The following is a 13,477-nucleotide window of genomic DNA, read 5'->3' as shown; positions in this document are numbered from 1 at the left end:
ACGATAGCACATGGCCGCTTTAATGTATGAGCCTGCAGCCACGTGTAATGGGTGTCATGGCCCTAGACCTGCTCGAGCATCAACCCGGAAATACGCCGTACTTTGCGCGCCACCGCTTCTTCGAAAATGCCTTGGCGTGGCTCGACCAGGCTGAAGCAGTGCTTGGCCCGAGTGATGCCGGTGTACACCAGTTCCTTGGTCAGCACCGGGTTGAGCGCATCCGGCAGCACCAGGGCAGTGTGGCTGAACTCCGAGCCCTGGGACTTGTGCACGGTCATGGCGAATACCGTTTCCACTTCGTTGAGCCGGCTCGGCAGAACGAACCGCACACCACCACTGCCGTCGTTGCGCGGGAAGGCCACACGCAGCAGCGGCTGGCCCTGCTCATCCGGCAGGCGCAGGGCTATACCGATGTCACCGTTCATCAGGCCCAGGCCGTAGTCGTTGCGGGTCACCAGCACCGGGCGCCCTTCGTACCAGGGCTGCTGGCTGTCGATCAGACCGGCATTGTGCAGCACCCGCGCCACCCGTTCATTCAGGCCTTCGACCCCCCAGGCGCCCCGGCGCACCGCGCACAGCAACTGGAAATCCTCGAAACTGCGCAACACCTTGCCCGCCCATTGCTCCCAGGCGGGGTCGTCAAAGGCGGTATCAAGTGCTGGCCGGTAACGCCCAAGGGTGCGCAGGTAGCTGCGGTAGCCTTGCGGTCCATCGGTACCGCGGTTCAGACCGTCCAGTAACAGGCGGTCGAAAGCACGATCCTGCTCGTGCTTGAGCGACAGGCTGTGCACGTCAGCAGGCGGCGCGGCCAGCAGGTTGCGCGCCGCGTGAGCATCCTGACGATTGACCAGTCTGGCCAACTGGCCAATACCGCTGCCTTCACCGAAACGCCGTGAAAACCGCAGCATCACCACTTGCTGAGCCAACGGGTGGCGCTGCTCATCGCCGGCCTTGAGGCCACTGCCGGCCAGCGACTCGCCACTGACCTGCTGAAGCCACGCTGCAGTCGCCGGCGAGTAAAAGCCCTCCTCAGCATCCCGGCACAGGTCACCCAGTACCGCGCCGGCCTCGACCGAGGCCAACTGGTCCTTGTCGCCCAGCAGCACCAGACGCGCCCGCGGCGGCAAGGCATCGAGCAGGTTGGCCATCATTTCCAGGTCGATCATCGACGCTTCGTCGACCACCAGCACATCCAACGGCAACGGGTTGCCAGCATGATGGCGGAAGTGCCGCGAGCCTGGGCGGCTGCCGAGCAGGCGATGCACGGTGCTGACTTCAGTAGGGATTTGCCCGCGTACTTCGGCGCTGACTTGCAGGCGCTCGACTTGCTGGCCAATGGATTCGGTCAGGCGCGCAGCGGCCTTGCCGGTCGGTGCAGCCAGGCGGATGCGCAGTGGCCTGCCCTGCTCCACTGCCGGCGCCTGCAGCAACGCCAGCAGGCGCACCACGGTGGTCGTCTTGCCGGTGCCGGGGCCACCCGTGATGATGCTGAAACCGGCACGGGTGGCCAAGGCACAGGCGAGCTTCTGCCAGTCCAACTGGCCAGCTGGCGCGCCGCCCTCGAACAGTTGCGCCAGGCGCTCTGGCAGATCCGCAGGCGGTGCTTCGGCCTGACTCAGGCGCTGGCGCAGGGCATGGTCGATGCGCCGTTCGTAACGCCAGTAACGGCGCAGGTAAAGGCGCTCGCCACTGCGTACCAGTGGCCGCGCTTGCTGGCCAGGCGTATCACCTGCGGCCACCAGCGGGCTGGCGCTGATGCGCTGAAGCCAGGCATTCAAGTCAAGGTTGGCCAGCAGTTGCGATGGCAGTAGCAAAGGGCCGATAAGGGCGTCACCTTCCGGCGGCAACGACAGGGCGAAATCAGGCTCGGCCAAGGTTTGTTGCAGGTCGAGGCAGACATGTCCGTGCCCCAGTTGGTGGCTGGCCAGCGCCGCTGCCAGCAATAGCAAGGGATCACTGCCGGGGGCACGCTCTTCCAGGAACGACACGAATGCGCGGTCCAGGGCACGTAGCCAGCCCCGCTCAACCCAACGGTCGAGTAATTGCAGCAGGTCAGCGCTGTTGTGCTGCGGTGCCAGCGCCAGCAGGTGCTCTGCGTGCAACGGGGTGGGCAACAGGTCGACAAGGCTTCGGCTCATGGCGCAACTCCGGCAAACAGGTCCTGCTGTACCGGCGCGTGCTCGCCACGGAACAGTGCATCGAGGCTTTCGATCAGCTCACGCGGTGGCTTGGCGTGGTACACGCCGTGGCCGCTGCTGCTGGCACCGCGCAGGAAGATGAACAGGGCGCCGCCAACATGGCGGTCATAATCGTAGTCCGCCAGCCGCGCGCGCAACTGGCGGTGCAGGGCCAGCAGGTACAGCACATACTGCAGGTCGTAGCGGTGCTCAAGAATCGCCTTTTCCATGGCCATGGCATCGTAGGCCTGGATGTCCGCACCCAGCCAGTTGGACTTGTAGTCGGTCACGTAGTAACGCCCGTCCAGCTCGAACGCCAGGTCGATGAACCCTTTGAACATGCCGTTTAGCACGGTCGGCTGCGCAGCTGGGCGCGCCAGACCGGGGTGGGTGTGGCGTGCCACCAGGCGATCGAGTTGTTCTGCGTCGACCCGGTGGCTGGCGAACCAGAATTCCATTTCGATCTGGTAATGACGCAGTTGGCCCAGCGTTACGCTCTGGTCGCTGCCCGGCAGCGGCAACGCCTCGCTCAGCAAACGTTGCATCCAGTGGCTCAGGGTGGGGATCCAGCCGGCCCAGTCACGGCGGTTGCAGCGCTGGCCAACGGTACGCTCGATCAGTTGAGGGTTACCGCTGACCTCGCTGAAGCCCTCACGGCCTGCCCACTCCAGCAAACCATGGAGGAAGGTGCCGGGGTTAGGCCCCCGTGGGAAGCGATGGATATCGCCGCTGTCGGCCGGGACCTCGCGCAACACCTGGGCATCGGGCACCTCGTCATCCAGCAGTTGCTGGGCCTGCGAGCTGTCGGCGCCGAGGGTCTGATCGCCGACACGAAGGGCACTGTACGAAGCGATCCACCAGTGCTCGGCAGCCGCATGGCGTGGCCTGCGTGCTGGCAGCAGCTCACGTTCGGCGTGTGGCATGCGATACATCTGCTCATCCGCCTGCGGCAGGCCCGGGCAAGTGATGTGCGGGCAACTTGCCGCCAAAGCCTGCAACCAGTCCGTCAGCTGCGCCGAGCCAGCCAAGGCAAGGCCGCCCCCCAGCAGGTAGCCAAACGCCGAGCGGTGCAGCTGCGAGCTCTTCAGATTACCGCGCTTGAGGTCGGCGACACCCAGCCAGCAAGCATGCTGGGCGCGGGTCAGGGCCACGTAGAGCAGGCGCAGGTCTTCGGCCAGGCGCTCGTCGTCAGCGCGCTCGATCTGCTCCTGGTCAGGTGTGAGGGTGAGGTGGGCGTTACCTTCGCTGTCATGCCAGGCCAGCGGTAGACGGCTACCATCCACCGGTTTGCTGGTGCAGATGAATGGCAGGTAGACCAAGGGATATTCCAGGCCCTTGGACTTGTGGATGGTCACCACCTTGACCAACTGTTCGTCGCTCTCCAGGCGCAGGATCTGCTCTTCACCGGCCTGACCGGAACTGGCCAGGTGCTCGGCCAGGTGGCGGATAAGCGCCTGTTCGCCGTCCAGCTCGCCAGCGGCCTGCTGCAGCAGCTCGGCCAGATGCAGCAGGTTGGTCAGCACCCGCTCGCCATCACTGCGGCGGATCAGCGTGCGCGGTAGCTGGAAGTCATGCAGCAGGTGGCGCAACATCGGCAACACCCCTTGGCGCTGCCAGGTGTCGCGGTAAAGGCGAAAGCGCATCACCCAGCTCTCCCAGACCCGCTCGTCCTGGTTAAGCCGGTCCAGCGCAGCCAGCGACAGGCCCAGTGTAAGGCTGGCCAGAGCAGCCTTGAGCAGGCGCTCCGAGTCAGGCTCGGCGCAGGCCTTCAGCCAGGCCAGCAGGTCGTGGGCTTCCTGGGCGGCAAACACCGAGTCCTTGTCGGACAGGTAGACACTGCGCACCTCGCGTGCGGCCAGTTCGGCGCGGACCATCTGCGCCTCATGGCCATCGCGCACCAGGATGGCGATGTCCGAGGGCAGACAGGCGCGCAATTCGCCTTCGGCATTCTGGAAGCCCGCCGTGCCCTGCTGGCCGCCATTGAGCAAGGCCACAATATGGCTGGCGCAACTGGCGGCCAGTTGCTGGCGGTAAACGCTGCTGGAGACTGGCTCTTCACTTTCCAGCTGCCAGCATTGCAGGGCTGCACTGACTTCACCGTCAATCAGCAGCTGTTCGCCACGCCCCTTGGCGCGCACCTCGATGAATGGCAGCGGGTTGTCATCGGCCTCGCGGAACAGGAATGCACCCCGCCCCGCTTCACGCCCCTCGGCCTGCAGGAACACCTGGTTGACCGCCGCCACCATGGCTTTGCTGGAGCGGTAGTTGGTGTCCAGGCTGTGCAGACGGCCGCTGGTGGCGCGCCGCGCCGCAAGGTAGGTGTAGATGTCGGCACCGCGGAAGGCGTAGATCGCCTGTTTGGGGTCCCCGATCATGAACAGACCGGTTTCGGCGCGGTTTTCACTGATCTGGTAGATGCGCTCGAAAATGCCGTACTGAACCGGGTCGGTGTCCTGGAATTCGTCGATCAGCACAACCGGGAACTGTTCACGGATCAGGCTGGCCAGGCGCTCGCCGGCCTCGCTGGCGAGTGCGTGCTGCAAGCGCACGAGCATGTCGTCGAAGCCCATTTCTGCACGCCGGCGCTTCTCCACTTCAAAACGTGCCGATACCCAACTGGCCGCGTGCTCGAGCAGAGGGGCATCCGGGCTATCCAGGGCCTGCAGTTGTTGCTGCAAGTGCTGCATGGCGTTGAGGGCTGGGTGCTCGGGAGGCTCTCCCTTCCAGGCCTCGGCCATGCCCGCCGGGGTCAGCCGGGTAAAACCGGTGCCCAAGTCGAGCTCTACCAGTTGCTCATCGCTGGCCCAAGCGCAGAGCTTGTCGAACCAGGGCTCGAAGTAACGGGCTTGCATCTTGCGGCCGTCGACCTGCTTGGCGGCTAGCGCCTCGCGGCAGATTTGCCGCAGTTCCTCGGCCCACTGTGCCCATGGTGCCTTGATCCGGGCCAACTGTGCGCCACGTTGCTGCAGCGATGCCTGGATCAATGCAGCGGGCTCTGGCCCATCCTGCTGGGCGCGCACACGGCCGAACAGTGGGCGAATGCGTGGCAGCAAAGCGTCGGGGCTCCCCCAGTTGCCGCGCACCCAGGCCAGTGCGTCCCCTTGCATCCCATAGCAGAAGCGCCGCCAGTAATCGCGCATGACCTGGCCCAACAACTCGCTGTGGTCGGTTTCCAGGGTCTGGGTGAACAGGCTGCCGCTGTCGAAGGCATGCTCGCGCAGCATGCGCTGGCACCAGCCATGGATGGTCGATACCGCAGCCTCGTCCATCCACTGCACGGCGATTTCCAACCGGCCGGCGCAACGCGGCCAGTTCTCTTGTGGGTAATCGTCACGCAGTTGGTGCAACAGCGGATCGGCCCCTTCCAGTTCGCCACGGAAGAACCGTGCGGCTTCAGCCAGGCGGGCGCGGATACGCTCGCGCAGCTCTTTGGTGGCGGCGTCGGTGAAGGTCACCACGAGGATCTGCGGTGGCAGCAGCTCGCGCTCGAAGCCCTGTTCGCCACCGTGACCGAGGATCAGGCGCAGGTACAGCGCCGAAATGGTAAAGGTCTTGCCCGTGCCGGCGCTGGCTTCGATCAGCTGGCTACCGTGCAGGGGGAAACTCAGTGCCAGAGGACGGTCCTGGGTCATGCGCCTTTCTCCGGGTTGCCCAAGGTCTGCCAAGGGGCGGTGAACAACGGGCGGTACAAGGTCTCGCACCAGCCTTCAAACGTTTCGTCAGCGGTGAGTGCTGCAAAATCTCGGAACTGGCGAACCAGCGCAATGCTTTCACTTCGCTCGCCAAAACTGGTGCGTTCGTCGCCTTCGTAGGCGCGAGCTGCTGCGGCCATGGCTTTATCGGCATCGTCCTGGGCCAACCAGGCGAACGCGGTCTTGGCCGCGACTGGCAACGGCGCATTCATTGCCGCCTGACGGGCCACCAACAGGTCGCCCAGCAGTTGCGCGGACAGCGCTTGCGGCAGCGGTGCAAGCAACAGGGTCAGGTCACTGGCTACCAATGCACTGTTATAGGGGTAGCCCGCTGCACAGGCCGCCAGGTGCGTAACCCAGGGCGCGATAAGACGGTGCCACTTCAGGTTGTTGCGCCCGGCACTGATGGTGTTGGGTACTGTGGTGATACTGAGAAGGCTCTGATCTTCCGCCTGGAACACCCGGCCCAGCCAGCCCTCCAGACGGTGCTGACCGTGCTCGAAATGCACCGGTAAAGCGCCCTCGACCAGCTGTGGCCAGCGTTGCAGCAATTGTTGGTGACGTTGCAGCAGGTCCGGCAGCGGTTCGATCAATTCGTTTTGCAGCAGTTCGCCGAAACCGGCTAGCGGCAGCAAACCGCAGGCCTGCAGGCGTCGGGCCTGGGCGCGCAAGGCCTGTTCAGCGTTGTCCGGTTCGGCCAAGGCGGCGCCAAGCAGGCTTTCACTGGCGCCGTAACGTTGCAGGGTATCGAGGACGAAGGGCTCTTCGTCCGGGGTCGGCGCTTCCAGCGCCTCAAAGTACACCTTCAAGCGCTGGCTGAAGAAGTGCCGTACCGGGTGGCGCAAGAAGTCATTCAACTGGTGCAGACTCAGGGCTTCAGCGTCCTGATAAGGCGGCAGGCCCGGCTCGCTCTGCTCGTCTGCCTCACCTTGCTGGTGCAGCACCTGCCATTCATGGGCATAGCTGAACAATGGGCTGCCCTTCTGGAAGTACCGAGGGCTGAACGGCTGCAGCGGGTGCTCCTGGGTCAGTGCGTGCAACAGTTGCTCGCCCGGTTTCGCGAGCTGGCCCTGCTGCGCGTCGGCCAAATGCCAGCCCGCAGCGATGTGATCGCGCAACTGGCCGATCAGCACCGAGGCCGGGCGTTCGCTATTGTCGCGGATACTGCGCCCGACCCAGCTGACATACAGTTGGTCACGTGCTGACAGTAGCGCTTCAAGCAACAGGTAACGGTCGTCTTCGCGGCGTGAGCGGTCGCCGGGGCGATAGTCGCTGGCCATCAGGTCGAAGTCCAGCGGTGGCTGCGCACGCGGGTAATCGCCATCATTCATGCCCAGCAGGCAAACCACCCTGAACGGGATCGCGCGCATGGGCATGAGTGTGCAGAAGTTGACCGAGCCGGCGAGGAAACGTTGTGACAGCTTGCCCTGATCGAGGCCCGACAGCCAGGCTTCACGCACCACGGTAAGCGGTAGCGGGTCGTGCAGGCCGACGGTCTCGCACACCTCAAGCCAGCTATCACGCAGATCCTGCAACTGCATCAACAGGAATTCATCACCCTCGTCCTCGGCGAGGAAGAACACGTGCAGCAAGGCATGCAGTCGCTCGCCCCACTGGCTGACGGTGGCAGGCTCGGACAAGGCCTGGCAGGCGACTTCGAGCGCATCGAGCAACGCGACCAGCGGGCCGATCAGTGCCGCGTCCAGGCCACCGATTTCATCGTAGGGCTCAATACCATCACAGGCCTCACCCACCCCCACGGCATAACCCAACAGCATGCGGCGCAAGCCGAAACGCCAACTGTTCTGTTCGAGCCCGGCGGGCAAGCCCAGGCTCGCCCGCTGCGCGGCGTCAAGGCCCCAACGAATGCCAGCGCCCTCGATCCAGCGGTGCAGCGTGGGCAGATCGTTTTCGCGGATGCCGAAGCGGGCGCGGACTGCCGGCACGTCCAGCAGGTCGAGCACTTCGCTGACCGCGAAGCGGCTGTCAGGCAGTTTGAGCAGGTGCTCAAGCGCGATCAGCAAAGGTTCGCGACCACGCTGGCCCTGGTCTGTCAGGGTGAACGGGATGTAGCGCGGGTCGTTGCGCTGCAACTGGCCGAAGACGGCGCGGATATGCGGCGCGTAAGTGTCGATGTCCGGCAGCATGACGATTACGTCGCGCGGGCGCAAAGTCGGGTCGGCGCTGAAGCGGGCCAACAGCTGGTCGTGGAGGATTTCCACTTCACGTTGCGGGCTGTGCGCGATATGGAAGCGGATCGAGCGGTCTTTTGTGGTGTCGACTGGCGGCCACCGTTCGCGGCTCTCGGCGAGCGGGCGCAATTCCAGGATGTCGTCCTGCAGTTCGTTGAGTAGCGTGGTGGGCGAACCGTCGCTGAACAGGTCGATACGGCCGTCGCTGAACACGCCCTGGTAGCTGCCTGGGTCATCATAGCTGTCGAGCAGGTTGATGTAGTCGCGGCCTTGTTTACCCCAGGCAGCCAGCAACGGGTGGGCATGCTGGTGCAGCGTCTGGTCGTCCAGTTGCAGGGGCATGCCTTGCTTGCGTTGCTGGCGTTTGTACTGGTGGCGCAACAGGTCCTTGTCGGCGACGATATCGGCCCAGTGGTGGCGGCATGGGTTGTGTACGCACAGCAATACCTGACTGAAACGCGACAGGCCTGCCAGCGCTTCCAGGGCCTGGGCCGGCAGCGAAGAGATACCGAACACGATCACCCTCGGTGGCAGCCCTGCAGGCGCCTGCTCCAGGCTGTTGATGCGCTCGATGAAACGTTGGTGTACTCCGGCGCGGCTCTGCGCCATGCCTTGCTCGCCAACATCCTCGAGCAATGCTCGCCACAACTCGGCTTGCCAGCGGTTGCCTGGCGGCAGTACTTTGCGCTCGCCGCGGGCCGTGTTGATGACGTGCTCGCCACTGGCCCAGTCCTTGAGCCAATCGGCACGGTAGACCTGGTACTGGTCGAACAGGTCGGCCAGGCGCTCGGCTAGCTGGTAGCGCTTGCGCAAGTCACTGTCGTCGGTGAGGAAGCGCCGCAGTGGCTCGAAATGCGGACGCTCGATGAGCGCTGGCAACAGACGCATCAGCCGCCAGGTCAGTGGTGCCTTGTCGAGCAGAGACACTTCGGGAATTTCGCTACGGCCAAGCACGCTGCGGTAGAGCTGCCACATAAAGCTACCGGGCAGTTGCACATCGATGGCAGCGGCGATGCCGCAGCCGCCTTGGTCATCTTCCAGCGGATCTTCAGCCAGGGCCAGCTTGAGCCATTGGGCGATGCCATTGCTTTGCACCAGGGCAATTTCGTTTTCCAGAGGCGCCAGCGGGTAGCGACGCATCCAGCTCACTACCAGGCTACGCAGGTCGTCGAGGCGGTTGCCGTGGACGATCATGAAGCCTGGGTGGAGATGGGCGGTGTTGGGCATCGGAAGGTCTCTGGAGGCGCTGATGGCTGAGAGGGGAACGATATCACGCGCACATGAAACGGCCGAATGCCATCAGGCTGTGGGAGCGGGCACTTCAACGCGGTGCCATCCGCAGCGTGGCACTCCCGATCCATAGGGGAGGTGACGTTGGTGGCCTGGAGAGTGTGCGCCCCTGCCTGGCGTTGCCCCCTTCCCCGTAGGAGCGGGTTTACCCGCGAACACCGGCGAAGCCGGTGCCATCTCCGCTCTCGAGCAGGTCCAGTTTTTTTGCCCACAGAGACAAAACCCCTACCTGCATGCGCAGATAGGGGTTTTGCGAAATGAATCTTGACGATGACCTACTCTCACATGGGGAAACCCCACACTACCATCGGCGATGCATCGTTTCACTACTGAGTTCGGGATGGGATCAGGTGGTTCCAATGCTCTATGGTCGTCAAGAAATTCTGTTGCCAGAATGTCCAGTTGGACAGCCCAGCGAATCCGGATATGCGATATTTGTGGTCTTACGAATTTTCGGGTCTTTCGTCTTCACCACCACAATCTGCGTAGCAAATTGCTTGGGTGTTATATGGTCAAGCCTCACGGGCAATTAGTATTGGTTAGCTCAACGCCTCACAGCGCTTACACACCCAACCTATCAACGTCGTAGTCTTCGACGGCCCTTTAGGGGATTCAAGATCCCAGTGAGATCTCATCTTGAGGCAAGTTTCCCGCTTAGATGCTTTCAGCGGTTATCTCTTCCGAACATAGCTACCCGGCAATGCCACTGGCGTGACAACCGGAACACCAGAGGTTCGTCCACTCCGGTCCTCTCGTACTAGGAGCAGCCCCTCTCAAATCTCAAACGTCCACGGCAGATAGGGACCGAACTGTCTCACGACGTTCTAAACCCAGCTCGCGTACCACTTTAAATGGCGAACAGCCATACCCTTGGGACCGGCTTCAGCCCCAGGATGTGATGAGCCGACATCGAGGTGCCAAACACCGCCGTCGATATGAACTCTTGGGCGGTATCAGCCTGTTATCCCCGGAGTACCTTTTATCCGTTGAGCGATGGCCCTTCCATACAGAACCACCGGATCACTAAGACCTACTTTCGTACCTGCTCGACGTGTTTGTCTCGCAGTCAAGCGCGCTTTTGCCTTTATACTCTACGACCGATTTCCGACCGGTCTGAGCGCACCTTCGTACTCCTCCGTTACTCTTTGGGAGGAGACCGCCCCAGTCAAACTACCCACCATACACTGTCCTCGATCCGGATAACGGACCTGAGTTAGAACCTCAAAGTTGCCAGGGTGGTATTTCAAGGATGGCTCCATGAGAACTGGCGTCCCCACTTCAAAGCCTCCCACCTATCCTACACAAGCAAATTCAAAGTCCAGTGCAAAGCTATAGTAAAGGTTCACGGGGTCTTTCCGTCTAGCCGCGGATACACTGCATCTTCACAGCGATTTCAATTTCACTGAGTCTCGGGTGGAGACAGCGCCGCCATCGTTACGCCATTCGTGCAGGTCGGAACTTACCCGACAAGGAATTTCGCTACCTTAGGACCGTTATAGTTACGGCCGCCGTTTACCGGGGCTTCGATCAAGAGCTTCGCTTGCGCTAACCCCATCAATTAACCTTCCGGCACCGGGCAGGCGTCACACCCTATACGTCCACTTTCGTGTTTGCAGAGTGCTGTGTTTTTAATAAACAGTCGCAGCGGCCTGGTATCTTCGACCGGCATGGGCTTACGGAGCAAGTCCTTAACCCTCGCCGGCGCACCTTCTCCCGAAGTTACGGTGCCATTTTGCCTAGTTCCTTCACCCGAGTTCTCTCAAGCGCCTTGGTATTCTCTACCTAACCACCTGTGTCGGTTTGGGGTACGGTTCCCAGTTATCTGAAGCTTAGGAGCTTTTCTTGGAAGCATGGTATCAACCACTTCGTCGCCTAAAGGCAACTCGTCATCAGCTCTCGGCCTTGAAATCCCGGATTTGCCTAAGATTTCAGCCTACCACCTTAAACCTGGACAACCAACGCCAGGCTGGCCTAACCTTCTCCGTCCCTCCATCGCAATAACTGGAAGTACAGGAATATTAACCTGTTTTCCATCGACTACGCTTTTCAGCCTCGCCTTAGGGACCGACTAACCCTGCGTCGATTAACGTTGCGCAGGAAACCTTGGTCTTTCGGCGTGCGAGTTTTTCACTCGCATTGTCGTTACTCATGTCAGCATTCGCACTTCTGATACCTCCAGCAAGCTTCTCAACTCACCTTCACAGGCTTACAGAACGCTCCTCTACCGCATCATCATACGATGATACCCGTAGCTTCGGTGCATGGTTTGAGCCCCGTTACATCTTCCGCGCAGGCCGACTCGACTAGTGAGCTATTACGCTTTCTTTAAAGGGTGGCTGCTTCTAAGCCAACCTCCTAGCTGTCTAAGCCTTCCCACATCGTTTCCCACTTAACCATGACTTTGGGACCTTAGCTGACGGTCTGGGTTGTTTCCCTTTTCACGACGGACGTTAGCACCCGCCGTGTGTCTCCCATGCTCGGCACTTGTAGGTATTCGGAGTTTGCATCGGTTTGGTAAGTCGGGATGACCCCCTAGCCGAAACAGTGCTCTACCCCCTACAGTGATACATGAGGCGCTACCTAAATAGCTTTCGAGGAGAACCAGCTATCTCCGAGCTTGATTAGCCTTTCACTCCGATCCACAGGTCATCCGCTAACTTTTCAACGGTAGTCGGTTCGGTCCTCCAGTCAGTGTTACCTAACCTTCAACCTGCCCATGGATAGATCGCCCGGTTTCGGGTCTATACCCAGCGACTAAACGCCCTATTAAGACTCGCTTTCGCTACGCCTCCCCTATTCGGTTAAGCTCGCCACTGAATATAAGTCGCTGACCCATTATACAAAAGGTACGCAGTCACCTAACAAAGTAGGCTCCCACTGCTTGTACGCATACGGTTTCAGGTTCTATTTCACTCCCCTCTCCGGGGTTCTTTTCGCCTTTCCCTCACGGTACTGGTTCACTATCGGTCAGTCAGTAGTATTTAGCCTTGGAGGATGGTCCCCCCATATTCAGACAAAGTTTCTCGTGCTCCGTCCTACTCGATTTCATTGATAAGAGATTTTCGTGTACGGGGCTATCACCCACTATGGCCGCACTTTCCAGAGCGTTCCACTAATCTCAAACCAACTTAAGGGCTGGTCCCCGTTCGCTCGCCACTACTAAGGGAATCTCGGTTGATTTCTTTTCCTCAGGGTACTTAGATGTTTCAGTTCCCCTGGTTCGCCTCTTGCACCTATGTATTCAGTACAAGATAACCAGCTTATGCTGGCTGGGTTCCCCCATTCAGAGATCTCTGGATCACAGTCTGTTTGCCGACTCCCCAAAGCTTATCGCAGGCTACCACGTCTTTCATCGCCTCTGACTGCCAAGGCATCCACCGTATGCGCTTCTTCACTTGACCATATAACCCCAAGCAATCTGGTTATACTGTGAAGACGACATTCGCCGAAAATTCGTACGTTGCTCTTTCGAGCAGAACTCACAAATTTTACCTTAGCCTGATCCACCAGCAGTGAAACTGGTGTTCAGTCTATATCTATCACATATCCGAATTTTTAAAGAACGATCTGACAAAAGCCAGAAATCAACATTCGACGCGAATGCTCATTTCTGAGTTTGATCAAGGTACAGCAAGTGGTGGAGCCAAGCGGGATCGAACCGCTGACCTCCTGCGTGCAAGGCAGGCGCTCTCCCAGCTGAGCTATGGCCCCGCATATTGGTAGGTCTGGGCAGATTTGAACTGCCGACCTCACCCTTATCAGGGGTGCGCTCTAACCAACTGAGCTACAGACCTATATAGGGTCTTGATCGTCTTCGACAATGAATCAAGCAATTCGTGTGGGAGCTCATCAGCAGGCTGATGTCGTCGATTAAGGAGGTGATCCAGCCGCAGGTTCCCCTACGGCTACCTTGTTACGACTTCACCCCAGTCATGAATCACACCGTGGTAACCGTCCTCCCGAAGGTTAGACTAGCTACTTCTGGTGCAACCCACTCCCATGGTGTGACGGGCGGTGTGTACAAGGCCCGGGAACGTATTCACCGCGACATTCTGATTCGCGATTACTAGCGATTCCGACTTCACGCAGTCGAGTTGCAGACTGCGATCCGGACTACGATCGGTTT

General features: G+C 60.7%; 3 protein-coding genes, 2 tRNA genes and 3 rRNA genes (1 of these 8 cut by a window edge). All 8 read right to left on the bottom strand.

What is annotated here, in order from left to right:
• Window positions 1-62: 62 nt before the first annotated feature.
• A complete protein-coding gene (gene recD / locus V6093_RS21675; RefSeq protein WP_144000383.1) occupies window positions 63-2,138 on the bottom strand; it encodes an exodeoxyribonuclease V subunit alpha in 2,076 nt (691 codons plus the stop codon).
• Complete coding sequence (gene recB, locus V6093_RS21670; RefSeq protein ID WP_406669614.1) at window positions 2,135-5,809, bottom strand: exodeoxyribonuclease V subunit beta; 3,675 nt, start codon at window positions 5,807-5,809, stop codon at window positions 2,135-2,137. Before recB ends, recD begins: the two co-directional genes overlap by 4 nt.
• Window positions 5,806-9,288, bottom strand: a complete 3,483-nt coding sequence (gene recC, locus V6093_RS21665; RefSeq protein WP_406669613.1) for an exodeoxyribonuclease V subunit gamma — start codon at window positions 9,286-9,288, stop codon at window positions 5,806-5,808. Before recC ends, recB begins: the two co-directional genes overlap by 4 nt.
• A 325-nt stretch (window positions 9,289-9,613) precedes the next feature.
• A 5S ribosomal RNA gene (gene rrf, locus V6093_RS21660) occupies window positions 9,614-9,729 on the bottom strand.
• Window positions 9,730-9,859: 130 nt separating this feature from the next.
• A 23S ribosomal RNA gene (locus V6093_RS21655) occupies window positions 9,860-12,752 on the bottom strand.
• Between the two features lie 234 nt (window positions 12,753-12,986).
• Window positions 12,987-13,062: transfer RNA gene (locus tag V6093_RS21650), tRNA-Ala, on the bottom strand.
• 6 nt (window positions 13,063-13,068) lie between these two features.
• A tRNA-Ile gene (locus V6093_RS21645) sits at window positions 13,069-13,145 on the bottom strand.
• A gap of 77 nt (window positions 13,146-13,222) precedes the next feature.
• A 16S ribosomal RNA gene (locus V6093_RS21640) occupies window positions 13,223-13,477 on the bottom strand; it runs 1,282 nt beyond the window's last position.
• Together the 16S, 23S and 5S rRNA genes with 2 tRNA genes alongside form the textbook arrangement of a ribosomal RNA operon.

Source organism: Pseudomonas putida group bacterium ESBL64, from assembly GCF_045277175.1.
Taxonomy (GTDB): domain Bacteria; phylum Pseudomonadota; class Gammaproteobacteria; order Pseudomonadales; family Pseudomonadaceae; genus Aquipseudomonas; species Aquipseudomonas alloputida.
The sequence above is the reverse complement of the archived record's forward strand: the minus strand, read 5'-3'. Positions and strand labels throughout refer to the sequence as shown.

Coding starts and splice junctions, on each gene's coding strand:
- recB (WP_406669614.1), bottom strand. CDS start 5,809: ATGACCCAGGACCGTCCTCTGGCACTGAGTTTCCCCCTGCACGGTAGC.
- recC (WP_406669613.1), bottom strand. CDS start 9,288: ATGCCCAACACCGCCCATCTCCACCCAGGCTTCATGATCGTCCACGGC.
- recD (WP_144000383.1), bottom strand. CDS start 2,138: ATGAGCCGAAGCCTTGTCGACCTGTTGCCCACCCCGTTGCACGCAGAG.